General features: G+C 70.9%; 25 protein-coding genes. 20 read left to right on the forward strand and 5 right to left on the reverse strand.

Going from position 1 to position 24,097, the window contains the following annotated elements:
• Position 1 precedes the first annotated feature (1 nt).
• A complete protein-coding gene (locus tag ABC337_RS00005; protein ID WP_412882873.1) occupies positions 2-1,384 on the reverse strand; it encodes an MBL fold metallo-hydrolase in 1,383 nt (460 codons plus the stop codon).
• A 274-nt stretch (positions 1,385-1,658) separates the two neighbouring features.
• On the opposite strand from ABC337_RS00005, the gene ABC337_RS00010 reads away from it, so the two are divergent.
• Both ABC337_RS00010 and ABC337_RS00015 read left to right on the forward strand, forming a co-directional pair.
• Positions 1,659-3,422 (forward strand): long-chain-fatty-acid--CoA ligase, encoded by a 1,764-nt coding sequence (locus ABC337_RS00010; RefSeq protein ID WP_412882872.1) that lies wholly within the window; start codon positions 1,659-1,661, stop codon positions 3,420-3,422.
• A 130-nt stretch (positions 3,423-3,552) separates the two neighbouring features.
• Entirely contained in the window at positions 3,553-5,910 is a 2,358-nt protein-coding gene (locus tag ABC337_RS00015; protein WP_412882871.1) for an FdhF/YdeP family oxidoreductase, read from the forward strand.
• A gap of 83 nt (positions 5,911-5,993) precedes the next feature.
• On the opposite strand, the gene ABC337_RS00020 is transcribed toward ABC337_RS00015, so the two are convergent.
• Positions 5,994-6,311: a DUF6457 domain-containing protein gene (locus ABC337_RS00020; RefSeq protein ID WP_412882870.1), complete on the reverse strand. Its 318-nt coding sequence runs from the start codon at positions 6,309-6,311 to the stop codon at positions 5,994-5,996.
• A gap of 148 nt (positions 6,312-6,459) precedes the next feature.
• On the opposite strand from ABC337_RS00020, the gene ABC337_RS00025 reads away from it, so the two are divergent.
• Together ABC337_RS00025 and ABC337_RS00030 are read left to right on the forward strand one after the other, a co-directional pair.
• A complete protein-coding gene (locus tag ABC337_RS00025; protein WP_364137490.1) occupies positions 6,460-7,080 on the forward strand; it encodes an L-threonylcarbamoyladenylate synthase in 621 nt (206 codons plus the stop codon).
• Between the two features lie 47 nt (positions 7,081-7,127).
• Positions 7,128-7,646 carry a GNAT family N-acetyltransferase gene (locus tag ABC337_RS00030; protein ID WP_412882869.1) on the forward strand — a complete coding sequence of 173 codons (519 nt, stop codon included), beginning with the start codon at positions 7,128-7,130 and terminating at the stop codon, positions 7,644-7,646.
• Positions 7,647-7,648: 2 nt separating this feature from the next.
• Here ABC337_RS00030 and ABC337_RS00035 read toward each other — a convergent pair whose 3' ends face one another.
• Positions 7,649-8,869, reverse strand: a complete 1,221-nt coding sequence (locus ABC337_RS00035; protein WP_412882868.1) for a Vgb family protein — start codon at positions 8,867-8,869, stop codon at positions 7,649-7,651.
• Between the two features lie 159 nt (positions 8,870-9,028).
• Between ABC337_RS00035 and ABC337_RS00040 the strand changes: the two genes are divergently transcribed.
• The 6 genes from ABC337_RS00040 to ABC337_RS00065 all read left to right on the forward strand — a co-directional run bounded on the left by ABC337_RS00040 (position 9,029) and on the right by ABC337_RS00065 (position 13,265).
• The gene (locus ABC337_RS00040) at positions 9,029-9,460 is read left to right on the forward strand and encodes a LexA family protein (protein WP_364137493.1); all 432 of its coding nucleotides are present in this window, start codon (positions 9,029-9,031) and stop codon (positions 9,458-9,460) included.
• 9 nt (positions 9,461-9,469) lie between these two features.
• Positions 9,470-10,768, forward strand: coding sequence for a Y-family DNA polymerase (locus ABC337_RS00045; protein ID WP_412882867.1), 1,299 nt, complete (start codon positions 9,470-9,472; stop codon positions 10,766-10,768).
• Between the two features lie 30 nt (positions 10,769-10,798).
• Positions 10,799-11,371, forward strand: a complete 573-nt coding sequence (locus ABC337_RS00050) for a GNAT family N-acetyltransferase (RefSeq protein ID WP_412882866.1) — start codon at positions 10,799-10,801, stop codon at positions 11,369-11,371.
• A gap of 133 nt (positions 11,372-11,504) precedes the next feature.
• Positions 11,505-11,957, forward strand: a complete 453-nt coding sequence (locus tag ABC337_RS00055; RefSeq protein WP_412882865.1) for a cupredoxin domain-containing protein — start codon at positions 11,505-11,507, stop codon at positions 11,955-11,957.
• Positions 11,954-12,406 (forward strand): hypothetical protein, encoded by a 453-nt coding sequence (locus tag ABC337_RS00060; RefSeq protein WP_412882864.1) that lies wholly within the window; start codon positions 11,954-11,956, stop codon positions 12,404-12,406. Before ABC337_RS00055 ends, ABC337_RS00060 begins: the two co-directional genes overlap by 4 nt.
• A gap of 136 nt (positions 12,407-12,542) precedes the next feature.
• Positions 12,543-13,265 (forward strand): CDP-alcohol phosphatidyltransferase family protein, encoded by a 723-nt coding sequence (locus ABC337_RS00065; RefSeq protein ID WP_412882863.1) that lies wholly within the window; start codon positions 12,543-12,545, stop codon positions 13,263-13,265.
• Here the strand turns inward: ABC337_RS00065 and ligD are convergent.
• Entirely contained in the window at positions 13,262-14,284 is a 1,023-nt protein-coding gene (ligD, locus tag ABC337_RS00070; RefSeq protein WP_412882862.1) for a non-homologous end-joining DNA ligase, read from the reverse strand. The genes ABC337_RS00065 and ligD overlap by 4 nt on opposite strands.
• 125 nt (positions 14,285-14,409) lie before the next feature.
• On the opposite strand from ligD, the gene ABC337_RS00075 reads away from it, so the two are divergent.
• From ABC337_RS00075 to ABC337_RS00100, 6 genes are all read left to right on the forward strand, one after another.
• Entirely contained in the window at positions 14,410-14,763 is a 354-nt protein-coding gene (locus tag ABC337_RS00075) for a hypothetical protein (protein WP_412882861.1), read from the forward strand.
• Entirely contained in the window at positions 14,750-15,433 is a 684-nt protein-coding gene (locus ABC337_RS00080) for an alpha/beta hydrolase family protein (RefSeq protein WP_412882860.1), read from the forward strand. Before ABC337_RS00075 ends, ABC337_RS00080 begins: the two co-directional genes overlap by 14 nt.
• Positions 15,430-16,413: an amidohydrolase family protein gene (locus tag ABC337_RS00085; protein ID WP_412882859.1), complete on the forward strand. Its 984-nt coding sequence runs from the start codon at positions 15,430-15,432 to the stop codon at positions 16,411-16,413. The genes ABC337_RS00080 and ABC337_RS00085 overlap by 4 nt, the downstream gene beginning before the upstream one ends.
• Positions 16,397-16,618, forward strand: coding sequence for a hypothetical protein (locus ABC337_RS00090; RefSeq protein WP_290257971.1), 222 nt, complete (start codon positions 16,397-16,399; stop codon positions 16,616-16,618). The genes ABC337_RS00085 and ABC337_RS00090 overlap by 17 nt, the downstream gene beginning before the upstream one ends.
• Positions 16,619-16,687: 69 nt before the next feature.
• Positions 16,688-17,014: an ArsR/SmtB family transcription factor gene (locus ABC337_RS00095; protein ID WP_364137513.1), complete on the forward strand. Its 327-nt coding sequence runs from the start codon at positions 16,688-16,690 to the stop codon at positions 17,012-17,014.
• Positions 17,011-17,931, forward strand: coding sequence for a cation diffusion facilitator family transporter (locus ABC337_RS00100; protein ID WP_364137515.1), 921 nt, complete (start codon positions 17,011-17,013; stop codon positions 17,929-17,931). Before ABC337_RS00095 ends, ABC337_RS00100 begins: the two co-directional genes overlap by 4 nt.
• A 4-nt stretch (positions 17,932-17,935) precedes the next feature.
• Here the strand turns inward: ABC337_RS00100 and hrpB are convergent, their stop codons facing one another.
• Positions 17,936-20,584 (reverse strand): ATP-dependent helicase HrpB, encoded by a 2,649-nt coding sequence (gene hrpB / locus ABC337_RS00105; protein WP_412883256.1) that lies wholly within the window; start codon positions 20,582-20,584, stop codon positions 17,936-17,938.
• Between the two features lie 156 nt (positions 20,585-20,740).
• On the opposite strand from hrpB, the gene ABC337_RS00110 reads away from it, so the two are divergent.
• The 4 genes from ABC337_RS00110 to ABC337_RS00125 all read left to right on the forward strand — a co-directional run bounded on the left by ABC337_RS00110 (position 20,741) and on the right by ABC337_RS00125 (position 24,095).
• Entirely contained in the window at positions 20,741-21,763 is a 1,023-nt protein-coding gene (locus ABC337_RS00110) for an LLM class flavin-dependent oxidoreductase (RefSeq protein ID WP_412882858.1), read from the forward strand.
• A 30-nt stretch (positions 21,764-21,793) separates the two neighbouring features.
• Entirely contained in the window at positions 21,794-22,066 is a 273-nt protein-coding gene (locus ABC337_RS00115; protein WP_412882857.1) for a hypothetical protein, read from the forward strand.
• A gap of 228 nt (positions 22,067-22,294) precedes the next feature.
• The gene (locus tag ABC337_RS00120; RefSeq protein WP_412882856.1) at positions 22,295-23,338 is read left to right on the forward strand and encodes an NAD(P)-dependent alcohol dehydrogenase; all 1,044 of its coding nucleotides are present in this window, start codon (positions 22,295-22,297) and stop codon (positions 23,336-23,338) included.
• A 196-nt stretch (positions 23,339-23,534) separates the two neighbouring features.
• A complete protein-coding gene (locus ABC337_RS00125) occupies positions 23,535-24,095 on the forward strand; it encodes a GNAT family N-acetyltransferase (RefSeq protein WP_412882855.1) in 561 nt (186 codons plus the stop codon).
• Positions 24,096-24,097 lie beyond the last annotated feature (2 nt).

The following is a 24,097-nucleotide window of genomic DNA, read 5'->3' on the forward strand; positions in this document are numbered from 1 at the left end:
CTCACCGCGGGTTCCCCAGGTCGACCCGTTCCAGGTACTCCGGAACCCGGGCGCGCCAGCCCAGCTCCCGTTTGATCCGCAGCCGCAGGGCGTCCGCGGCGTCCGGCTCTCCGTGCGTGACGTAGGCGATGCGCGGGGCACTCGGTGCGGCCTTCATCCAGGCGATCAGCCCGTCGGTGTCCGCGTGGGCGGAGAGGTTCTCCATCTGGATGACCTCGGCCCGGATGGTCAGGTCCTCGCCGTAGACCCGCACGTTGCGCTCGCCGGCGGCGAGCGCCGCTCCCCGCGTCCCGCCGGCCTGGTAGCCGCTGAGGACGACGGCGTTCTTCGGGTCCGTCCCGTACGCCGCGAGGTGGTGCAGCACCCGACCACCGGTGAGCATACCGCTGGCGGAGATGATGATCATCGGTCCGCCGCGCAGGTTCAGCAGCTTCGAGTCGTCGACGCTGCGGGTGAACGTTGCCACGGTGTACATGCCCCGGTACTCCTCGGGCCGGAGCCGGTGTTCCTCCGGGTGGCGCTGGTACATGTCCGAGGCGTCGATGGCCATGGGGCTGTTGAGATAGATGGGGATGTCCGGGATGGCGTTCTTCCGCCGCAGCCTGGAGAGGTACAGCATCAGGGTCTCGGCGCGACCGACGGCGAACGCGGCGAACAGGACCACGCCCCCGCGTTTGGCCACCCGCCGAACGATCTCCCCCAGCTGTAGTTCCGGGTCCGCCTCCGCGTGCTTCCGGTTCCCGTAGGTGGATTCGGTGACCAGGACGTCCACCTCTCCCAGCGGCCGGGGCGGATACATGAACGGATCATCGCTCCGGCCAAGGTCCCCGGTGAAATGGACCGACTGCGAGCCGAAGCGGACGTGCACCTGGGCGGCGCCGAGGATGTGGCCGGCCGGCACGAACGTCAGTTCCATGCCGCCGCCGAGGTCCAGCGGGTCATCGAACTCCCGGACCTTGAAGCTGTTCAGCGAGCGGACCGCGTCTGCCGCCGTGTAGAGCGGGAGGGCCGGCGAGTGGCTGGCCGAGCCGCGGTGGGTGGCGTTCTTGGCCTCCTCCTCCTGGAGGTACCCGCTGTCCGGCAGGATCAGCTTGCACAGTTCCGCGGTGCCGTCGGTGGCGTAGACGGGACCCTTGAAGCCGTCCCGGACCAGGGCCGGGACATAGCCCGTGTGGTCCAAGTGGGCGTGGGTGAGGACGACGGCGTCGATGGAGTGCGGCGGTACGGGAAACGGGGCCCGGTTGCGTTCCCGACTGCGCTTGTAGCCCTGGAACAATCCACAGTCCACCAGGACGCGGCGGCCGCCGGATTCGAGCAGGTACCGGGAACCGGTCACGGTGTCTGTCGCACCGAAGAACCGCAGGGAAGGCCGGTCGTGTGTCATGGTGCGTTCCGTTCCCGAGTCCGTCACCCCCACCTTCCGCGCAATCGCCCACGCTCCGTAGGGCCGAAAGTCACGGCGCAGCGGAGCCCTGGCCCCCGTGCAGACAGCCCAATGGGACCACCGACTGGCATCGCCAATCGGGCACCGCCGTCCCCGGGACCCGATACCGGGCAGTAGGCTTTTTTGGGGTGGCCGACTTGTCCCGCAGCCGCCGCAAACCACTGCCCCCGGACCCGTCAGCGGCCGGACCCCCTCCCCACGGCAAGGACCAGGCATGAAGCAGAAATCTCTTCCGGAACCACAGGTGCCGGGCCTCCCGTGGGCGGACCGGCCCTGGACCGCCCACTACAGCGACGGCGTTCCGGCCGACCTGGTGCTGCCCACCGGGTCGCTGGTGGACATGGTGGAGGCGTCCGTCCGGCGCTACGGCAGCCGGACGGCGCTGGAGTTCTTCGGGGCGCGGACCAGCTACCGGGAGCTCGGCGCGCAGATCAACCGCGTGGCCGCCGGGTTGCAGAAGCTGGGAGTGGCCGCCGGGGACCGGGTGGCCCTGGTCCTGCCCAACTGCCCGCAGCACGTCATTGCCTTCTACGCGGTGTTGCGCCTGGGGGCCGTCGTCGTCGAACACAACCCCCTGTACACGGACCGCGAGCTGCGCCACCAGTTCGAGGACCACGGCGCCACCGTCGCAATCGTCTGGGACAAGGCCGTGGACCGGGTGCTGCGGCTGCCGGCGGACATTGGCCTCCGCACCGTGGTGTCGGTCGAGCTGATCCCGGCCATGCCGCTGGGCAAACGGCTGGCGCTGCGGCTTCCGCTGCCCTCCGCACGGAAGGCACGCGCCGCCCTGGCCGCCGGGAAGCCGGCGCGCGGAACCCGGGCCGCCGTCGTTCAACGGCAGGTACTGCCATGGCACCGGCTGCTGGACGCCGGGCGGCTCAAGCGGCGCCACCAGCGGCCCGCGCCCGGGGACCTGGCGGTCCTGCAATACACCAGCGGCACCACCGGCGCGCCGAAGGGTGCCATGCTCACGCACGCGAACCTGCAGGCCAACGCCGCGCAAGGCCGCGCGTGGGTACCCGGCCTCCAGGACGGCAAGGAAACCGTCTACGCCGTCCTGCCGATGTTCCATGCCTACGGGCTCACGCTCTGCATGACCTTTTCGCTGAGCATCGGGGCGCGGCTGGTCCTCTTCCCGAAGTTCGACGCCGGCCTGGTCCTGAAGGCGCACCGGCGCTCGCCGGCGACGTTCCTGCCCGCCGTCCCGCCGATCTACGACCGGCTCGCCGCGGAGGCCGCCCGCCGGGGCGTGAGCCTGCGGGGCATCAGGTACTCCATCTCCGGGGCCATGAACCTCCCGGTGGCCACGGTGGAGACCTGGGAAAAGGCAACCGGCGGGAACCTGATCGAAGGCTACGGCCTGACCGAGACCTCGCCGATCTCCATAGGCAACCCCTTCGGCCCGAGCCGCAAGCCCGGCACCGTGGGCGTCCCCTTTCCGCTCACCGACATCCGCGTCGTCGATCCCCGGAACGTCGCCGTCAACCGGGCGCCCGGCGAACGGGGCGAACTGCTGATCCGCGGGCCGCAGGTCTTCGCCGGGTACTGGAACCGCCCGCAGGACACCGAGGAGGCCCTGCTGGAGGGCGGCTGGTTCCGGACCGGTGACATCGTCTCCGTCGACAAGGACCACTTCGTGACCATCCGGGACCGGATCAAGGAACTGATTATCACCGGCGGCTTCAACGTCTCACCCACCGAGGTCGAGGACGTCCTGGCCAGGTTCCCCGGCGTCGCGGAGGTCTCCGTGGTGGGCGTGCCCCGGCCCGGCGGCGGCGAGGACGTGGTGGCCGCCGTCGTGCCCGACGCCGGCGGCACGGTGGACCCCGGCGCCCTGCGGGACTTCGCGCGGGAACACCTGGCAGCGTACAAGGTGCCGCGGCGGGTGGTGGTCATGGAGCGACTGCCGCGCTCGCTGATCGGTAAGGTCCTGCGCCGGGAGATCCAGGCAGCCCTCGCCGAACGCGCGGCCGAATAGCCCGCCCCCTTCGATTACCTGCGGCGCTCCGGTCCGGCTGAGAGTCGAGTCTCACGTGGGCGGGTAGGGTGCGTAGAGGAGTTGTGCCCGCCGCCGGGCTTACGGCGGCGTCTGCAGAAGGGAAGTTGTCGTGGCTCGCAAGACACCTGAGGTACAGGAACCGAACGAAAAGGACCTGGAGGTCGGCGACCGGCCCAAGCACTGGGCGGCCGGAGTTCCCGGCGTCTACCACTCCATGGAGCCGGCGATCAAGCGGATGGGTCCCAACCGGACCCGCAAAACGGTCCTGAAGATGAACCAGAAGGACGGCTTCGACTGCCCCAGCTGCGCCTGGCCGGACCCGCACCACCGCAAGGCGTTCGAGTTCTGCGAGAACGGCGCCAAGGCCGTCACCTGGGAGGCGACGCCGCTGGTGATTCCGTCGTCGTTCTGGGCCGAACACTCGGTCAGCGAACTGCGCGACCGGTCCGATTACTGGCTCGGCATGCAGGGCCGCCTCACCGAACCGGTGTTCAAAGCCGCCGGCGAGGACCACTACACGCCCGTGTCCTGGGATGAGGCAATCCGGATCGTCACGGACAAGCTCCACGGCCTGGCGTCCCCGGACGAGGCGTCCTTCTACACCAGCGGCCGCACCTCCAACGAGGCGGCCTTCCTCTACCAGCTGCTGGTGCGCGGCTACGGCACGAACAACCTCCCGGACTGCTCCAACATGTGCCACGAGTCCTCCGGCTGGGCGATGGGCCAGACCATCGGCATCGGCAAGGCGACCGTGAACTTCGACGACTACGCCGACGCCGACCTGATCATCATCATGGGCCAGAACCCGGGCACCAACCACCCGCGCATGCTGACCGAGCTGGAGAACTGCAAGCACAACGGCGGCGAGATCGTGGCCGTGAACCCGCTCCCCGAGGCCGGGCTGCACCGCTACAAGAACCCGCAGAAGGTCCGCGGCGTGATCGGCCACGGAACCTCCATCGCGGACCAGTTCATGCACATCCGGATCGGCGGGGACATGGCCCTGCTGCAGGCCGTCTCCAAGCGCGTCCTCGACGCCGAGGACCGCAACCCTGGGACGGTTCTGGACCACGCGTTCCTGGCCGAGCACTGCGAGGGCCTGGACGAACTGAAGGAACACCTCGCGCAGCTGGACGAGCGGGAGGTCCTGGAGGCCACCGGGCTGCGCTCCGAGGAGATCGACGAGCTGGCCGCCCGGTACCTGAAGGCGGACAAGGTCATCATCACCTGGGCCATGGGCGTCACGCAGCAGAAGAAGGGCGTGGCCACCATCAAGGAGATCATCAACCTCCTGCTGCTGCGCGGCAACATGGGCAAGCCCGGGGCCGGCGCCTCGCCGATCCGCGGCCACAGCAACGTCCAGGGTGACCGGACCATGGGCATCTGGGAGCAGATGCCGCAGTCCTTCATGGAGGCCCTGGGCAAGGAGTTCGACTTCGAGCCGCCGCGCGAACACGGCGTGGACGCCGTCGAAACCATCAACAAGATGCGCGAAGGCGAGATCAAGTTCTTCATGGCGATGGGCGGCAACTTCGTCGCCGCCGTCTCGGACACCAACGCCGCGGAGGCCGCCATGGCCGGCACGGAGATGACCGTGCAGGTCTCCACCAAACTCAACCGCTCCCACGTGGTGACCGGCGCCGAGGCGCTGATCCTGCCCACGATGGGCCGGACCGAGATCGACATCCAGGAATCCGGCGAACAGTTCGTCTCCGTGGAAGACACCGTCTGTGCCGTGCACCCCTCGTGGGGCAGCGTGGAACCGGTCTCCCACCACCTGCTCTCCGAACCCGCGATCCTCAGCCGCCTGGGCAAGGCGCTGGTGGGCGATAGGATCGCGGCGGACTGGGACGGCTTCGAGAAGAACTACGACCTGATCCGGGACCACATCTCCCGCGTGGTGGGCGGCTGCCAGGACTACAACGAGCGGATCCGCCAGGAAGGCGGCTTCATCCTCGAGAACGGTCCCCGCGATTCGCGCACCTTCGCCACGCCCACGGGCAAGGCTGTGCTGACGGTGAACTACCTCGAACACGTCGAACGCCCCGAGGGCACGCTGATCCTGCAGACCATGCGCTCCCACGACCAGTTCAACACCACCATCTACGGGCACAACGACCGGTACCGCGGCATCAAGAAGGGCCGCCACGTGGTGTTCGTCAACCCGGACGACATCGCCGAACTGGGGCTCGCGGACGGTCTGTACGTGGACATCCACGGCGTGCACGACGACGGCGAGGAGCGGGTGCTGCGCAAGTTCCGCGTGGTCTCGTACCCGACGTCGCGCGGCTGTGCCGCCGCGTACTACCCGGAGGCCAATGTCCTGGTGCCGCTGAACCACACCGCTGAGGGGAGCAACACGCCCATCTCGAAGGCTGTGATCGTGCGGCTCGAGGCCAGCGCGGACCAGGAAGCTGACGGCCCGGGCCGCCTGCACGCCGCTCCCGGTGCGACGGTGTCCGCCTAGCACCCCTCCGGAAAAGCCGGCAGGCCGCGTCCCTTCGGGGATGCGGCCTGCCGGCTGTTGTGTGTGGGTGCGTTGGGTGCGGGCTACTGGGCCCGCTTGGTCCAGCCCTTTTCGTCCGGGCCGCCCTCTTCGCCGTGCTCGCACAGCTCGATCACCTTATCCGCGGCCGCCGTGACAGCCTCGTCGACGCTCTTGCGCCCGTGGGTGGACGCCGTCCCGGCGGCGAAGCCGACGACGAAGGCGCTGACGGCGTCGGCGTGCGGACCCACGGCCTTGACCGATTCGTCGGCGAGTTGCACCAGCTTCTCGTGGTCCACCTCCAGGTCGAGGATTTGGAGGGCCTGGATCAGGCGCGCGCTCCAGTGCCGCAGTGAGCTGTCTTCATCCCGGGGCAAAGTCATGTATTACTCCTCTTCGTCGGTGCTGCATCGGTGCGTCCGTCGTGCGGTGTCCCTCAAGGGGTAGCACCGATCAGGGCGCAAATGAAACGCGACACAGCCCCCGCGCCGGAATGGATGTGCCCCGCGTGCCCGGGCGTAAGCTCATGCCATGGCGAGATTCTTCGATGTCCACCCCGACAACCCGCAGCCGCGCTCCATCACCCAGGTGGTGGAGCTGCTCAAGTCCGGGGGCCTGATCGCCTACCCGACGGACTCCTGCTACGCCCTCGGCGCGCAGCTGGGCAACCGGGAGGCGCTGGACCGCATCCGGGCCATCCGGCACCTGAACGACAAGCACCACTTCACCCTGGTCTGCAAGGACTTCGCGCAGCTGGGACAGTTCGTCCAGATCGACAACGACGTCTTCCGGAGCATCAAGGCGGTGACCCCCGGCAGCTACACCTTCATCCTGCCGGCCACCAAGGAGGTCCCCAAGCGGCTGCTGCACCCGAAGAAGAAGACCGTGGGGGTGCGCATCCCGGACCACACCGTGGTCCAGGCGATCCTGGCGGAACTGGGCGAACCGCTGCTCTCCAGCACCCTACTGCTGCCGGACGAGGAGGAGCCGCTGACGCAGGGCTGGGAGATCAAGGAGCGGCTGGACCACGTGGTCGATGCCGTCATCGACTCCGGCGAGTGCGGCGCGGAACCGACCACCGTGATCGACTTCTCCGGCGGTGCCGCCGAGGTGGTCCGACGCGGCATGGGCGACCCGTCCCGGTTCGAGTAGCCGCACGGGTTCACAGCGTTCGACCCCGGCCCGGCTAGGATCGGGGCATGGCCAGGCTTACCGCACCCGACACCATCTATCACGCCTCCTGGCTGGAGGCCTTTGCGGAGTTCGACGGCGCGCACCAGGATGGCGGCGGGATAGAGCATCGGCCGGACGCGGACCTGGCGGGTTCCGCCGCGTTCGCCGCTTTTGTTGAGGCTCTGCGCCGGGACGCGCGACCGGAGACTCCGCGGAAGCCCGGCTATGTGCCCTGCACGTATCTCTGGATTGTGGAGGGCGGCGACTTCGTCGGTTCACTCGCGGTCCGCCACCACCTGAACGAGTTCCTCCTCAACGAGGTGGGGCACATCGGCTACAGCGTTCGTCCGTCGGCGCGGCGGCGCGGTCATGCCGCGGGCGCCCTGGCGGAGGCGCTGCCGATCGCCCGCGGCCTGGGAATCGAGCGGGCACTCTTGACCTGCGACGAGGAGAACGCTGGCTCCCGCGCCACGATCGAAAGGAACGGCGGCGCCTACGAGGACACCCGGAACGGCAAGCGCCGCTACTGGATCGAGACGGCCTAGCGCTACGCCTGTTCGGCGGTGACGTCGCCGACGCGTCCGTCGGCTCTGAGAGAACGGCGTCGGCCCAGCAACAGCACCAGGGCGGCGACGACGATCACCGCCGCGCCGCCTGCACCCGCTACGGCGCCGGGCGAACTCCACGGTGAGGGCCCGGCGTCGTTCCCGACTCCTGTGCCGTTCCCTACCCCGGCACCGGCCGGGCCCGCAGGAGCGGAGGCCGGTACCGGCGCCGGCGGCGCGTAGCGGGAGACCGACCCGTTGCCCACGCCGGTGCCCGGCGTCGCCGCGATGATGCTGCCGTCCGGGGCCACCGCGAGGTGCCCGGGGCGTCCCTCGGTCGGGATGGTCGAGTCGACGGTCCGCGAACCGGGCTTGATCACGGATATTCCTTCTGCGAGCACACTCGAGACGTAAAGCGTCCCGTCGGGTCCGAGGGCCGCCTCGCTGGGGCCGCCCGGGACATAGATGGTGTAGCCCACCCGGTCCGCCCCCGTCCCGATGACCGCCACCTTGTTCGTGCTGATGTTCGTGACGTAGACCGTGCCGTCCGGGGCGACGGCGATGCCGTGGGGATTCTCCGTCGTACCGGCCACTGCCCCGGTGGGAATCGTGTGGGATGCCGCGGCCTGGCCGGCGGGAACGATCGAGACCGTGCCCTCGATCTGGTTGACCACGTAGGCGGTGCCGTCCGCGCCGACAGCGACTTCCACGGGCCCCACCCCGACGCCGATGACATGGTCCACCGCCGTGCCGCCGGGGGCCAGGACAAGCACCGTCTTGTTATCCGGGTTCGGCACGTACACTTTTCCGTCGGGTCCGACGGCGATGAAGTGGTTGCCCCTCCACACCGGGATGGTCCGGGCGACGGCCGCGGCACCGGGAGGCACGACGCCGATCTCGGCCCCGCCGACGGAGCCACCCTGCTGCTGGGCCACGTAGAGCGTTCCGTCCGGCGCCAGGGCCAGTCCGGCCACGTTGGGGCCGGTCGTGATCCGGCGCGTAGGGCCCGGCTCGCCCGGCGGAATCACCAGGACCCCGCCGAAGCCGTTGTAGCCGCCGTTGTAGCCGCCGATGTACGCGGTTCCGTCCGGGCCAACGATGACGTCGACCGGCGTCCCGCCCGTCGATACCACCTCCGCCGGCGCCAAGGCAGCCGGCGCCGCGGCATCCTGCGCCGCAACGGCCTGCCCTGCCCCGCCGCACAGGGCAGCTCCCACAGCCACAACCGCCAGCCAACGTCCTCGTGCCACCACTACCCCCAAACAGTGGGCCGCCCGGCGCGGCCAACCCCCGAAGCCTACTACCGAAGGGTTTCCCCCGGGCCAATGTCCGCCCCCGGGCTTACACTTAGATTCGAACATATATTCGAACTAAGGTGTGTTGTGGGCGCAATTATCGGACCCCGCGTGATAGACGCGGGCACTTCCCTCCTCTCGGTGCTGATCTCGCCGGTCCCGGTGGCGGCCGGCTATCCCTCGCCCGCGCAGGACTACTTCGACGGCCGCATCGACCTGAACGAGCACCTGATCAAGGACATCACCAGCACCTACGTGGTCCGGGTCTCCGGGGACTCCATGGAGGGCGCCGGGATCAGTGACGGGGACGAACTGATCGTCAACCGGGCGCTGACACCCGTGGACGGATCCGTCGTCGTCGCGGTCCTGGACGGCGAGCTGACCATCAAGCGGCTGAGGATCACCCGCAACGGCGTGGTGCTGCAGGCCGAGAACCCGGCCTACCCGGACATCAGGGTTCCGTCCCTGTCCGAACTCGTGGTCTGGGGCGTCGCCACGCGCTGCCTCCACGTGGTCTAGGCGGCCGTCATGGCCAGGCCCGCTCCGATGCGGCAGCTGCCCCAGATCGCCCACGTGGACGTCAACTGCTTCTACGCGTCCGCCGAGCGGGCATTCAACCCCGCCCTGGAGGGCCGTCCCGTCGTCGTGCTGTCCAACAACGATGGCTGCGCCGTCACACGGTCACCCGAGGCGAAGCAGCTGGGGATTGCCCTCGGCGAGCCGTGGTTCAAGCTCGCCCCACGGGCCAGGGAGTGGGGACTGGTGGCGCTGTCCAGCAATTACGAACTCTACGGCGACATCAGCGCCCGCGTGATGGAGCTGCTGGGCCGCTTCTCCGCCTGGCTGGAGGTGTACAGCATCGACGAGGCGTTCCTGGGGGTCAAGGGCACGCCCGCGGACCTGCTGGAGCTGGGCGGACAGATGAAGGCGGCGGTGCGGCGCAACGTCGGCGTGCCCGTCTGCGTCGGCATCGCCCCCACCAAGACGCTGGCGAAGCTGGCCAACAAGTGGGCCAAGAACAATCCTGCCTTCGACGGCGTCTGCCACTGGGAGTCCGTGCCCGCCGCCGCCCGCGAGCGCCTGATGCGAAGCCTGTCGGTGATCGAAATCTGGGGCGTCGCCACCCGGCTGACCAAGCGGCTCAACGCCCTGGGCATCCACTCGATCCTGGATCTGGCCCGCGCGGACCCGGTGATGATCCGCGACCGGTTCTCCGTGGTCATGATGCGCACCGTCCTGGAACTGCAGGGCATCCCGTGCATCCCGATGGAAGAGGAACGCATCGGACGCGATCAGCTGATCTTCTCCCGCTCCTTCTCCACCCCGCTGACCTCGGCCGCCGGGTTCCGGCAGGTCCTGAGCGTCTACGGGCAGCAGGCCTCCGCCCGCCTCGCCCGGCACGGACTGCAGGCGAAGCTCCTCACCGCGTTCGCTGGCACCTCGCACTTCAACGCCCGGGACGTCTCGTTCCCCACGGTCAGCGTGGTCCTGCCGATGCCGACGGCGGATCCGGTGATCCTGACGCGGGCGGCACATGCCCTGCTGCCCCGCATCGTGGACGGCGTGAAGTACGCGAAGGCCGGCATCATGGTCACCGACCTAAGGCCCACCGGGAACCAGGCACCGCTATCCCTGTTCGAGAATCCGCACGAGGAACGCCACATTGGGAGCCTGGTGGAGGACATCACGCGCCGCTACGGCCGCGGTTCCATCGGGTTGGGCTTCGGCGGTATCCGGGGCGGACCGGACTGGAGCATGAAGCGGGACATGCTCTCCCCCCGCTACACCACCCACTGGGACGAACTCCCCCTGGTCAAGGCCGCCTGACCGCACCGGCCCATCCGCTAAGCTCCCGGCATGCCTTCTTCACTGTTTGAAACGGCCGTCCGGGACGGCGTCGTCCTGAAACCCCTGGAGCCGTGGCACGCCCCGGCCTTCGCCGAACACATGGACCGGGCCCGGGACCACATCCGCCCTTGGGTGGGACCGGCCTTCGTCACCGACACCGTCGAGGGCGCCCGCGCCACCCTGCAGCGCTACGCCACGGCCACCGCCGGCGACGGCGCCCGCATCTACGGCCTCTGGGACGGGGACAGCATCATTGGCGGCGTCATGTTCGTGGCCTTCGACGCGGGCTCGGGCATCTGTGAGGTCGGCTGCTGGCTGGAACCCGGCGCGGTGGGCCGCGGACTCGTCACCCGCTCGGTCGCGCTGCTGATGGAATGGGCCTTCGAGGAACGCGGCATGTGCCGGGTGGAGTGGCGGTGCCGGACCGATAACCTCCGCAGCGTCGCCATCGCCCGGCGGCTCGGCATGCGTTCGGAGGGCGTGCTCCGCAGCAGCTGGGTGTTCGACGGTTCCCGCTACGACAAGGAGGTCTTCTCGATCCTTCGCGAGGAGTGGGACGCTGCCCGCCCGGGGTCTGGCTAGGACGGCGGGCCCCTCGCCGGCGGCCCCGGCCGCCCGCACCGCAATACCCGCCAAAAGGCCCGGCGCCTTCCGCACCGATGAGGAGCAGAATTAAGGCAGGTTGCTAGGTCAACTGTTTCGCCGGAGGTGGGTCATGGTCACCGGAAAATGTAGCGTCCTCGCTGCGCTCGCGGCCCTGGTGCTGGGTGTGGCCGGTTGCGGCTCGGGAGGGGGTACGGCTCCCCCGTCCGGCACGTCCGCGAGCGCCGCCATGCCGATGGACACGACGGGCGCCTCAACAAGCACGGGCGCTTCGACCACCACGGCCTCTGCCGGCGCGTCGACGGCGTGGTCCGCCGGGGCCGCCATCACCATCAAGAACTTCGCCTACGGCCCGGCCCTTGAGGTGCCGGCCGGCAGTACCGTCACGGTCACCAACGCGGACAGCGCCGCGCACACGGTCACCGCCGATCAGGGCGGCGCCTTTGATGTCACTGTCAAGGGCAGCGGCGGCACGGCCACCTTCACCGCGCCGGCGACGCCGGGCACCTACACCTATCACTGCACCTACCACCCCAACATGCACGGAACGCTGGTGGTCAAATGAGCGCCACCGCACACCGGGGCGTTGCCGGCCACCGGAGCCGGGGCTTTGCCCTGCGCCTGCTAACGGCCGGCTGCCTAGCCGTCGATGCCGGGGTCCATCTTCACCTCGCGCCCGGCTACCAGGCCGGCTCGCCGCAGGGACTCGGACAGGGCACGCTCTTTGTCCTGGAGGCGGCAGCCGCCGCGCTCGCCGCCGTCGCCGTCCTCTGGCGGGGTTCCCGGGCGGCCTTTGCCTTCGCGTTCCTCGTTTCCCTGAGCGCCTTCGCCGCCGTGGTGCTCTACCGGTACGTCGATATCCCCGCGTTCGGTCCCTTCCCCGCGATGTACGACCCGGTGTGGTTCTGGGAGAAGTCGATCAGCGCCGCCGCGGAAGCCCTAGGCGCCGTTGCGGCGGCCGCGGGGTTCGTCCGGGCCGGTCGGGGACGGACGACGACGGCGGCCCGAGCCTGACGCGGGGCTCAGCAATTTCGGGGCGCAGGGGCCTCAGGGCGCAGGGATCTCACAGTGTCGGGAGCTCAGGGAGTCCGGACTTCAAGGCATCACAGCAGCGGTCCGCACCCGGTCGCGGCGATAGCATGGCCGCATCATGACTGAACTCCGGACCGCCCCGCACCCGGCGGTGGCCGACCTTTCCGTGGCCGCCGTGGCGTACCTTGGCGCCGTCGTCGTGATTGCCGGCCCGTCACTTCCCGACGGCGGGGGCGCCTTCCTCGCGGTGGGCGCCGGCGCCGCGGTGCTGGCCGGAGCTGGCGCAAACCTCCTGGGCCGGGCCGTCCCATCCTGCACCCCCGCGGACCGGGTCACGCTTGCCCGGGCGGTGCTGGTGGCCTGTGCCGCCGCGCTCACCATGTCGGGGCTGCTGACCGGCGGCCCGTCGGGGTTGCCGCTGCTCGCCGTCGGGACGGCGGCCTTCGCCCTAGACGCCGTGGACGGGCCGGTGGCGCGCCGAACCGGGACTGCCTCGGCCGACGGCGCCCGCCTGGACACCTCCACCGACGCGGCGCTGACGTTGGTGCTGGCCTGCGCCGTGGCGGGCACCCTTGGCCTCTGGGTGCTCGGATCCGGACTTCTCTATTACGTGTTCCAGGCCGCGGGCCGGTTCCGGCCGTCGCTGCGCGCACCTTTGCCGCCGTCGGCCGCTCGGAAGGTGATCGGCGCGCTGCAGCCGGCGGCCCTGCTGTTCGCCATGGTCCCCGGCGTCCCGGGGGCTGCGGCGCCGGCGGCGGTTGCGGCCGCACTCGCCCTGCTGGTGCTGTCCTTCGGCCGCGACGTCGTGGTCCTGGAGCGGGGACGGCCGGGCGCCGGTTAGTCCTTGGCTTTGGCGCGGCTGGGCTGTACCCGCGGAGGTTCGCCCGGCATCTTGGGGAAGTCCGGCGGGAACGGCAGCTCGCCGAGGCCGGCCGCGGCGTCCCGTTCCCACCAGCCGAGCAGGCCCTCGATCGAGCCGGGGTTGGCGTGCATCCCGGCCCAGGGGTCGCCGGTGGACCGCAGCCGATCCGGCACCGTCGCGACGGTGAGGGCAGCCGGATCGGCATCGTCGAGTTCCTCCCACGTCAGGGGGCAGGACACAGTGGCCCCGGGCAGCGCCCGCGGGCTGTAGGCCCCGGCCATGGTGCGGTCCCGGTTGGCCTGATTGAAGTCGATGAAGACCCGTTCACCGCGTTCCTCTTTCCACCAGGCGGTGGTCACCTGCTCGGGCATCCGGCGCTCCAGTTCACGGGCCGCGGCGATCACGGCATGCCGGACGTCCAGGAACTCGTGGTCCGGCTCGATCGGCGCGAACACGTGCAACCCGCGGTTGCCGGAAGTTTTGATGAAGGCCTCCAGGCCGATGTCGGCGAGGACCTTCCGCAGCTCCCGCGCGGCGGGGACGGCATCCCTGAAGGAGGTGCCGGGCTGCGGGTCCAGGTCGATGCGGAGCTGGTCCGGGTTGTCCGGGTTCCCGGCCCGCGACGCCCAGGGGTGGAAGACCACGGTGTTCATCTGCACCGCCCAGACCGCGGCCGCTGCTTCGTCGATCACCAGCTGCGGGTGGGACCGTCCGCTCGGATAGACCACCGGCACCGACCTGACGAAGTCCGGCGCCCCCTTGGGCGGATTCTTGGAGAAGAACTGTTCGCCGTCGACGTCGCCGGAGAAGCGTTGCAGGGTGATAGGCCGGTCCCCGTTCGCGGCCAGGAATGCCTCGCCGACGTCGATCATGAACCGCGCCAGGTCCAGCTTGGTCACCCCCGCGGCGGGCCAGACCAGCCGGGACGGGCTGGAAATCCGGACCTCCCGCTCGCCGTGCGGACCCGGAACCGTCACCATCGTCTCTTCCCTTGCCATGAGGGCAGGCTACCCCGCGCCCGGTCCCGGCGACACCCGCCCGGAACTCGTCGCCGGTCCGATCGCCATGGTAGCCGCGGCCCGGCGTCTGGCTCCGGCTGCCGCCGCTGGCTAGGGTGGCTTGCATGGCTGAGGCATTGGCGTCCCTGGCGGACGCATTCAAGACGGTGGGGGTCTCCCGGGCGTACGGCGAGTCGATCGAACTCGCCGGAGAGCGGGTGGTGCCCGTGGCGCTGGTGTCCTTCGGGTTCGGCGGCGGCAGCGCACCGGCATCCGGGGAGGAACCCGGCGGGGCCGGCGGCGGAGGGGGCGGGTTTGTCCTGCCGCTGGGAGTGTATGCGGGCGGCCCGAACGGCCGGAGCGTATTCCGGCCCAACCCGGTGGTCCTGATGGCCGCCGCGGTGCCCCTGGTGTGCGCCGCGGGCTGGGCGCTGAGGGCACTCGTCCCCGGAACGCGCGCGGCAGGTGCCCGTGGTTGAGGAAACGCTGAGCATCGACGTGGACGGCACCGCGGTGTCCGCCCTCTACGCCCGGCCCGAGCACCCGGTGGCCACGCTGGTGGTGGCACACGGGGCCGGCGCCGGGATGGGCCATCCCTTCCTGGCCGGCTTCACCGCCGCCCTGAACGACGACGGCGTCGCCACCCTGCGTTTCAACTTCCCCTACCGGGAGGCCGGCCGGAAGTTCCCGGACCGCCCGCCGGTCGCCATCGCGACGTGGCGGGCCGCGATGGCTGCCGCACGCGACCGCTCCACCGGCGAGCCGGTCTGGGCGGCCGGGAAATCCTTTGGCGGCCGGATGGCGTCCATGGCGGTGGCCGAGGGGATGCCGGCGGCGGGCCTGGTCTACCTCGGCTACCCGCTCCACCCGCCGGGCAAGCCGGAGAAGCTCCGGGACGAACACCTCTACGGCGTGAGCGTGCCGATGCTGTTCCTGCAGGGCACCCGGGACACCTTCGCCACCGGGAACCTGCTGGACACGGTTGCCGCCCGGATCGGGCCCTCCGCCGAGGTGCAGTGGGTTGAGGGCGGGGACCACTCGTTCGCCGTGGCCGGCAGGAAGCGCCCCGCGGACCAGATCGGTGCGGGGCTGGCGGAACCGGTGGCCCGTTTCCTCCGGTCCCATGCCCCGGAAGGAGCCGGGAAGTGAGCGGCGGGCACGGTCGTGCCGCGCTGACCGACGCCGACGTCCCCGCCTGGTGGCAGCGGCTGGGCCTGCCCGGCCTGATCGACATCCACACGCATTTCCTCCCGGAACGGATGCTCCGCCGGGTCTGGGCCCACTTCGACGAGGCCGGCCCCCTGGTCGGCCGGCCCTGGCCGATCACCTACCGCACCGCGCAGGACCAGCGGCTCGCCACCCTCCGCGCCCTCGGCGTCCGGCGCTTCACCGCCCTGACCTACGCGCACCGGCCGGACATGGCGGTTGACCTCACCGACTTCGCCCTGGACCTCGCCGCCGCCGAGCCGGACTGCGTCCCCAGCGCGACCTTCTACCCGGAGGAGGGCGTGCTCGGGCAGGTGGAGCGGGCCCGCTCCCGCGGTGCCAGGGTCTTCAAGATCCATGCCCAGGTGGGCGGCTTCGACCTGCGCGAGCCCATCCTGGACCCGGCCTGGGGACTCCTGGCCGACGCCGGCATCCCCGTCGTCATCCACGTCGGCTCCGGCCCCGTTCCCCGGCAAGGGTTCACCGGCCCCGACAAACTCGAGGGGGTGCTGCGCCGCCACCCGGACCTGACCGCCGTCGTCGCCCACCTCGGCGCCCCGGAGTACGCCGAGTTCCTGGACCTGGCCGACCGCTATCCCCGCGTCCACCTGGACACCACCATGGCCTTCACCGACTTCTTCGAGTCCGTGACCCCGTTCCCGGCGGGCCTGCTCCCCCGGCTGGCGGACCTCGGTGACCGGGTGGTGCTGGGCAGCGACTTCCCCAACATCCCCTATCCCTACGCCCACCAGCTGGAGGCGCTGGAACGGCTGCGGGACCGGGAGCCGCGGCTCGACGACGCCTGGCTGCGGGCCGTGTGCTGGGACAACGGCGCCCGGCTGATCGGGGACGGCGCTGGTCCTTCAGCTGTTCCCTTATCCGCGCCGAGCCTGAATGATGGGTCCCATGACGAAACCCTATGAAGCGTCCCGCCCCATCGAGTCCGACAACCCGGAGGCGGTGACGTCCGCCGTCCGCGAGGCCACCAACGAACTCCGTGACACCCTGCAGCGCGACGGCATCGAGGTCAGTTTTCAGGACCTGGCGTTGCTGGGCCACTCGGAATCCTGGGACGACGAGGGACAGCGCTGGGTGCACGTCGCCTGGGACGGCGCCGAGGCCGGCTAGCCCCCGACACCGGACGCTGCACGGGCACCGACCGCTGCGACAGTACAGAAATCGCTGTAGTATTTTCGCATGCAGACACTGACCAGTACGGGCGTCCTGGCCCGGTTCGGCAAGGCGCTCGCGGACCCCACCCGGTCCTCGATCCTGCTGAGGCTCAAGGACGGGCCGGCGTTCCCGGGCGAGCTGGCCGAGTCCCTCGGCGTGAGCCGGCAGATGCTCTCCAACCACCTGGCCTGCCTGCGGGACTGCGGCCTCGTCGTCGCCGAACCGGCCGGGCGCAAGGTCCGCTACGAACTCTCGGACGCCAAGCTCGCCCACGCCCTCGGGGACCTGCTGGAGGTCATCCTCACCGTGGAGCCCATCTGCACCTGCCCGGACGAGGACTGCGCGCCGTGAGCGGGCACCACGACCACTCGCACGCCGTCGACGCCGACGGCAACCGCACCCGGCTGCTGCTGGTCTTCGGCATCACGGTCCTGGTCATGGTTGCGGAGATCACCGGCACGGTGCTCTCGGGCAGCCTGGCCCTGCTGGCCGACGCCGGACACATGTTCACGGACGCGGCCGGCCTGCTGATCGCGCTGATCGCGGCGTCCCTGGCGCTCAGGCCCGCCACCATGAAGCGGACCTGGGGTTTCAAGCGCGCCGAGATCCTGGCCGCGGCCCTGCAGGCGGGGCTTCTGCTGATCGTGGGCGCGTTCGTGATCGTCGAAGGCATCCGGCGCCTGTTCGAGCCCCCCGAGGTGGGATCCTCGCTGATGCTCTGGTTCGGCGTGATCGGCCTGGCCGGCAACGCCGTGGGCCTGCTGGTCCTGGCCGCCGGCCGGAAGCACAACTTCAACATGCGCGCCGCGTTCCTCGAGGTGCTCAATGACGCTCTGGGCTCCGTGGCGGTGATCGTCGCTGCCCTGGTGATCGCCTGGACCGGCTGGACCCGGGCCGACGCGCTGGTGTCCCTGCTGATCGGTGCGCTGATCATCCCGCGGACCCTCAAACTGCTGATGGAGACCGTGCACGTCCTGCTCGAGAGCACCCCTAAGGGCCTCGACCTGGGCCAGGTGCGGACCCACATCCTGGCGCTGCCGCACGTGATCGACGTCCACGACCTGCACGCCTCGCTGGTGGGGTCCGGCACCCCGGTCATTACCGGGCACGTCACCCTCGAGGACGAGTGCCTCACCGACGGCCACGCCGCGACCATCCTGGCCGACCTGCAGCGCTGCGTTGCCGAACACTTCGACATCTCCGTGGAGCACTCCACCTTCCAGCTCGAACCGGCGGCCCACCGGGACCAGGAGCACCTGCCCCACTAGGCGCCTACATCCGGTTCTTGACCTTCGCGGTGGCCGGGGCCGTCCACGGGTCCTCCGGCCACGGGTGCTTCGGGTAGCGTCCGCGCATCTCCGCGCGGACCTGGGCGTACGGCCCGGACCAGAACGAGGCAAGGTCGTCCGTGACCGCCAGCGGCCGCCGCGCCGGGGACAGCAGATGGAAAAGCACCGGCACCCGGCCCTCCACCAGCCGGGGCGTCCGGTCCCAGCCGAAGCACTCCTGCAGTTTGACCGCGACGACGGGCCGGCCGCCGTCGTCGTCCGCCGCGGGGTAGTCGATGCGGACCATCGAGCCGCTGGGAACCTTCAGGGATTCGGGCGCCAGCTCGGCCAAGCGGGACGCTTCGGGCCAGGGCAGCAGTCGCCGCAGCGGGGCCAGGAGGTCGACACCGGCAGTGCGGCCGCCCGCGGCCAGCGCCTCGAGTTCGGGCGCCAGCCAGTCCTCCAGCCGGGCCAACAGGGCCTCCTCCGAAACGTCCGGCCACGGCGCGCCGAGCTCCCGGTGGAGCAGGGCCAACCGGCGGCGGAGCGCGTCGGCGGCCGGTGACCAGCCGATGGCGCCCAGCCCCGCCCCGGCGAGGGCGCGGCCCACGGCCGCGCGGCCCGTTTCCGGCGTCGGACGCACCGGGGTGGAGGACAGCACGATCGCACCCAGCCGGCGTTCCTGGCGGGCGGTCACCCGGCCGCCGTCGAAGGCCGCGACCACCGTGTCGGTGAGCAGGTGCGCGGCGGCGGTTTCGGCATCTGCCGGGACAAGCGGCGCCGCGGCGCGGATGACGGCGCCGGTGCCCGCGGCCTCGTGACCGTCGGCGCGGCTGACCTCCGCGACGGCGAGCCAGTCCTGCCCGGAGAGGCGGCTGCTGCCGGGAAGGGCGGCGCGGGTGCCGGAGGCGAGCAGGTAACGGTCGCCGGGGCCGGGCACCCGGCGCGCCACCCGGTCGGGGAAGGCGAGGGCGACGACGTGGCCGGCCTCCTCACCGGGCGCCCCCGGGCCGGCCGGTTTCTTCCCGCTCTCCGCGGCGGCGGAGGGCGCCGGTTCGGGCGCAATTCGGCCACCCGCGCCCGCGGTACGGGCGATCGACTCCAGCCGCCGCACCTCGTCGGCCCAACTGCGCGCGCCGGGATCCCTGCCCGAGCGCAGTGCCGCCAGCAGCCCGGGCAGGTCCGCCCCGGGGGCGCGCTGGCCGCCGGACACGGCGGCGACGGTCTCGGCGGCCGCTCGGGGGCCCACCGCGGTACCGCCCTCCAGGAGCGCGCGGCCCAGCCGCGGGTCGGCGGGGATGCGTGCCAGGGTGCGGCCGAGGCCGGTGGCGTGGCCGTCGGGTCCGACGGCGCCCAGTTCCCGCAGGACCGCGACGGCGTCGGCCATCGCCGCGGCCGGCGAGGCATCCGGCAACGCCATGCCGCGGCCCTCGGGGGAACCCCAGCAGGCGAGCACCAGGGCGGCCCCGGTGAGATCCACGACGGTGATTTCCGGGGTGACATGCGCGGGGGCGGCACCGAAACTGCGCTCGTCGTAGCAGCGCACCACCCGGCCCGGGCCCAGGCGCGCTGCACGGCCGGCCCGCTGGCCCGCGGACGCCCGGGAACAGGACACGGTGACCAGGCCGGTCATGCCGCGGGCGGCGTCGCGGCGCGGTTCGCGGGCCAGGCCCGAGTCGATCACCAGGCGGACGCCCGGGACGGTGAGGGATGATTCGGCGAGCGCGGTGCTGACGATGATCCGCGGCTGCCCGCCGGGGACGCGCCCGGACACCGCCCGGTCCTGGGTCGCGGGGTCGGCCTGGCCGTGCAGCTCCAGCACCTCCGCCGTCGTCCGTCCCCGCAGCCGTGACGCCACGTGCGTGACTTCCCGGGCGCCCGGCATGAAGACGAGCGCGTCGAGATCGTCCCCGGCGGCGACGGCGGCGGCGTGCGCGGCGGCCGCCGTGTCCGCGACGTGGTCCAGGAAGGAGCGGGTCAGGCCGAGGGCATCCAGCCGCGGTCCCGGCGCGGGCGCCCACTGCACCTCCAGCGGATGGAGCGCGCTGGGGCAGCCGACGACGGGCGCCGGCGTGCCTGTCGGGCCGCCGTCGGTGTCGCCCAGCAGTTCGGCGAAGCGGCGCGCATCCAGGGTGGCGGACATCGCGACGAGGGCCAGGTCGCCGCGGAGCTGGCGCACCTCGGCCAGCATGCCCAGCAGCAAATCCGTCTCCAGCCCGCGTTCGTGCACCTCATCCAGCACGACGGCGGCGGTCCCCTCCAGTCCCGGGTCGGCGAGCAGGCGACGCAGCAGGATCCCGGGGGTGACGAATTCCACGAGGGTTCCCGGCCCAGTCCGCCGCTCGCCGCGCACGACGTAGCCCACCCGCTCCCCCAGCGGGCTGCCGTCCAGGGCGGCGAGGCGGCGGGCGGAGGCGCGGGCGGCGACCCGGCGGGGCTGGGTGACCACGATCCGGGCGGGCGCCCCGTTCATGTCGGCGGCCGCAGCGCCGGCCAGTGCCAGGTTCGCCAGCAACGGGGGCACCAGCGTGGTCTTTCCGGTCCCCGGCGGCGCCTCTACCACCGCGGCAGCACCGGGGCCACCGGCCGCCAGAGCACCGGTCAGCTCTCCGAGGGACCCGGCGAACACCAGGCCCGTGCCGATGGCTCCCATGTCAAAGGGACGGCGATGGGGGCGGGGATTCCGGGCGGGGGCAGTCACGCTTCCATTCTCCCCGCCACGGTGCACCGGGCCGCACGCCGACGTTCCCCACCCCCAGAACGGCCCGGCGGACGGAATAGGAACCCCCGGCGGCGCGTTGGGGCTGGTGTGAAAGACATTGGCTTCCTGTCCTTTGGCCACTGGACCGACCACCCGGAGTCCGGCACCCGCAGCGCCTCGGACGCGCTCCTGCAGGCGATCGACCTCGCCGTCGCGGCCGAGGAGCTGGGCGCGGACGGAGCGTACTTCCGGGTCCACCACTTCGCCCAGCAGTACGCCTCTCCCTTCCCGCTGCTGGCGGCGGTCGGGGCCAGGACCAGCCGCATCGAGATCGGCACCGGCGTCATCGACATGCGCTACGAGAACCCGCTCTACATGGCCGAAGACGCCGGGGCGGCGGACCTGATTAGCGGCGGACGGCTGCAGCTCGGCATCAGCCGCGGGTCACCCGAGCAGGTCATCGACGGCTGGCGGCACTTCGGCTACACCCCGGCGGACGGCGAATCCGACGCCGACATGGGCCGCCGCCACACCGAACGGCTGCTCGAGGTACTGAAGGGCGAGGGCTTCGCCGCGCCGAGCCCGCGGCCGATGTTCCCGAACCCGCCGGGACTGCTGCGGATTGAGCCGTACTCGGCGGGGCTCCGTGAGCGCATCTGGTGGGGTTCCGGCTCCAACGCCACCGCGGTCTGGGCCGCGAAACTCGGCATGAACCTGCAGAGTTCCACGCTCAAGGACGACGAGAGCGGCAAGCCCTTCCACATCCAGCAGGCCGAACAGATCGAGCTCTACCGGCAGGCCTGGAAGGAAGCCGGCCACGAGCGCGAGCCCCGCGTGTCGGTCAGCCGCAGCATCTTCGCCCTGACGGACGAGCGGGACTGGCACTACTTCGGCCGCGACCGGCGCAGCTCGGACCAGATCGGCAACATCGACGAGAAGACCCGGGCCATCTTCGGCCGCTCCTACGCCGGAGCCCCGGACGAACTCGCCGCCAAACTGGCCGAGGACGAGGCGATCGCGGCGTCCGACACCCTGCTGCTGACCGTCCCCAACCAGCTGGGCGTCGACTACAACGCCCACGTTATCGAGTCCGTACTCAAGCACGTCGCCCCGCAACTGGGCTGGCGCTGAGCCGGTCCCCCACAGAGAGCAGATCCCCTGATGCACTTCCAGCAGGACGACGAGGGCTTCATCCGGATGCCGCGGCACCTTCCGGCCGGCACCGCCGTCACCATCACCTTCAGCGACGGCTCCACCGGGGAGTTCACCGGACGCGACCTCAACGCCGCCTACGACCGGTCGCTGGCCGAGTTCCGTGCCGGCAACAACCTGGACGCCAAGGGCTTCTCCCGGACACCCAAAGCACGGACCAACTCCGGCAACCGGATCGAGTTCGTCCGCGTCCACCCGGACATGGCCCGCGGACGCGCCTGACCCGCCTTCCACGCACCTGACCCCGCGGCCCCGGCGTCGGACGTCTAAGAAAATTAATCAGCAAACTGCGGAACAATCCCGCCGGGCGTGCTGTTGTCTCCCACTGTGGCTCCGATCGGTTCGCCGGCCGGGGTCGCACTCCGGCGCAGCCTTGGCTGATCCCCCGCCGGCAGCTGTTGCTGATTCTCCCCAGACCGCTAACGAATCACAGATACACACTGGAGATACATGCTTACCGTTAACGCTTATGCCGCACCGTCCGCCACCGGCGACCTGGTCCCCACCAAGATCGAACGCCGCGACGTCGGACCCCATGACGTCCTGATCGAAATCAAGTTCGCCGGCATCTGCCACTCGGATATCCACACCGTCCGCGGCGACTGGGGCCCCCAGTCCTACCCGCTCGCTCCCGGCCACGAGATCGCCGGCATCGTCACCGAGGTCGGCTCCGCCGTCACCAAGCACGCCGTCGGCGACCGCGTCGGCGTCGGCTGCATGGTCAACTCCTGCGGCGAGTGCGTGAACTGCAAGGCCGGCGAAGAGCAGTACTGCCTGAAAGGCAACACCGGCACCTATGGCGCCGTCGACCGTGACGGCACCATCACCCAGGGCGGCTACTCCACCCACGTCGTCGTCACCGAAGACTTCGTGGTGCGGATCCCGGAGGGCATCGAGCTCGACGTCGCCGCTCCCCTGCTGTGCGCCGGCATCACCACCTACTCGCCGCTGCGGCACTGGAACGCCGGCCCCGGCAAGAAGGTCGCCGTCGTCGGCCTGGGCGGTCTCGGCCACATGGCCGTCAAGCTCGCCCACGCCATGGGCGCCGAGGTGACCGTGCTCTCGCAGTCGCTCAAGAAGCAGGAAGACGGCCTGAAGCTGGGCGCCGACCACTACTACGCCACGAGCGACGAGAACACCTTCAGCGAGCTCGCCGGCAGCTTCGACCTGATCATCAACACGGTCAGCGCCTCGATCGACATCAGCTCCTACCTGCAGCTGTTGCGCCTCGACGGCACCATGGTCAACGTCGGCGCCCCCGCCGAGCCGCTCCCGGTCAACGCGTTCGCCCTGATCGGCGGCCGGCGCTCCTTCGCCGGCTCCATGATCGGCGGCATCCGCCAGACCCAGGAGATGCTGGACTTCTGCGCCGAGCACCACCTGGGCGCCGAGATCGAGGTCATCCCGGCCGAGAAGATCAACGAGGCCTACGAGCGCGTCCTGGCCTCCGACGTTCGCTACCGCTTCGTCATCGACACGGCCACGCTCAGCTAGACACGTCCGCCACCCGGGACGGACCGCACTGTGCGACCCGTCCCCGGTACCGGCAGACGGCCCGGCGGCGCAGGAATTCCCTGTGCCGCCGAGCCGTTCCTGTGTCCGGGCTGCAGGGCAACCGAAAGATCTCCACAAATATCACCGGCCCGAAACCTGGGCGCAATATTGGCGGTACAGTCTGGATGGAAGGCCGGTGCGCACCGCCCCGGCCCGGGCATCCCCGGACTCCGCCCAGGAGAGAGTGCAGGTCGCCGTGAATCCCCTGTTCGTCCTCACCGCTGAAACGGCCGCCGGCGGCTCCACCCGCCGCGGCGTTCCCCTCCGCCCCATCAAGCCCGACGACGTCGACGAACTCTCGCGGATGTACCACGAGTCGTACGCGGAGAGCCTGCCCCAGCCGCCCGAGCGGGCCACCGGCTGGATCGACGCGCTCCTCGGCGGAGCGGAGGGCGCCCACCTCCCCGAGGCCTCCGCCGTCCTGACCGGACCCGAGGGCCAGCTGACGGCGGCCATCATCGTCACCGAACCTGCGCCCGGCAGCGACGGGGAATGGGACGCCGTGATCGCCGAACTCTTCACCCATCCCGACTTCCGCCGCCAGGGCCTGGCCGACGAACTGCTCAGCCACTGCCTCGACACCCTCCAGATACAGGGCCGCTCAACGGTGGCGGTCACGGTGGACAGCGGAAACTTCGCCGCCCTGGCCTTCTACCTCTCCCGCGACTTCCGCCGCCTCACCGACGACGACGCCTAGGA

The sequence above is a fragment of the Arthrobacter phoenicis genome (genome assembly GCF_047238215.1).
Taxonomy (GTDB): domain Bacteria; phylum Actinomycetota; class Actinomycetes; order Actinomycetales; family Micrococcaceae; genus Arthrobacter.

Bases quoted from the DNA above. Each gene is read 5' to 3' on its own strand.
- ABC337_RS00005 (WP_412882873.1), bottom strand. From the start codon at position 1,384: ATGACACACGACCGGCCTTCCCTGCGGTTCTTCGGTGCGACAGACACC.
- ABC337_RS00010 (WP_412882872.1), top strand. From the start codon at position 1,659: ATGAAGCAGAAATCTCTTCCGGAACCACAGGTGCCGGGCCTCCCGTGG.
- ABC337_RS00020 (WP_412882870.1), bottom strand. From the start codon at position 6,311: ATGACTTTGCCCCGGGATGAAGACAGCTCACTGCGGCACTGGAGCGCG.
- ABC337_RS00025 (WP_364137490.1), top strand. From the start codon at position 6,460: ATGGCGAGATTCTTCGATGTCCACCCCGACAACCCGCAGCCGCGCTCC.
- ABC337_RS00030 (WP_412882869.1), top strand. From the start codon at position 7,128: ATGGCCAGGCTTACCGCACCCGACACCATCTATCACGCCTCCTGGCTG.
- ABC337_RS00045 (WP_412882867.1), top strand. From the start codon at position 9,470: ATGGCCAGGCCCGCTCCGATGCGGCAGCTGCCCCAGATCGCCCACGTG.
- ABC337_RS00050 (WP_412882866.1), top strand. From the start codon at position 10,799: ATGCCTTCTTCACTGTTTGAAACGGCCGTCCGGGACGGCGTCGTCCTG.
- ABC337_RS00055 (WP_412882865.1), top strand. From the start codon at position 11,505: ATGGTCACCGGAAAATGTAGCGTCCTCGCTGCGCTCGCGGCCCTGGTG.
- ABC337_RS00060 (WP_412882864.1), top strand. From the start codon at position 11,954: ATGAGCGCCACCGCACACCGGGGCGTTGCCGGCCACCGGAGCCGGGGC.
- ABC337_RS00065 (WP_412882863.1), top strand. From the start codon at position 12,543: ATGACTGAACTCCGGACCGCCCCGCACCCGGCGGTGGCCGACCTTTCC.
- ligD (WP_412882862.1), bottom strand. From the start codon at position 14,284: ATGGCAAGGGAAGAGACGATGGTGACGGTTCCGGGTCCGCACGGCGAG.
- ABC337_RS00075 (WP_412882861.1), top strand. From the start codon at position 14,410: ATGGCTGAGGCATTGGCGTCCCTGGCGGACGCATTCAAGACGGTGGGG.
- ABC337_RS00090 (WP_290257971.1), top strand. From the start codon at position 16,397: ATGACGAAACCCTATGAAGCGTCCCGCCCCATCGAGTCCGACAACCCG.
- ABC337_RS00095 (WP_364137513.1), top strand. From the start codon at position 16,688: ATGCAGACACTGACCAGTACGGGCGTCCTGGCCCGGTTCGGCAAGGCG.
- hrpB (WP_412883256.1), bottom strand. From the start codon at position 20,584: ATGGGAGCCATCGGCACGGGCCTGGTGTTCGCCGGGTCCCTCGGAGAG.
- ABC337_RS00115 (WP_412882857.1), top strand. From the start codon at position 21,794: ATGCACTTCCAGCAGGACGACGAGGGCTTCATCCGGATGCCGCGGCAC.
- ABC337_RS00120 (WP_412882856.1), top strand. From the start codon at position 22,295: ATGCTTACCGTTAACGCTTATGCCGCACCGTCCGCCACCGGCGACCTG.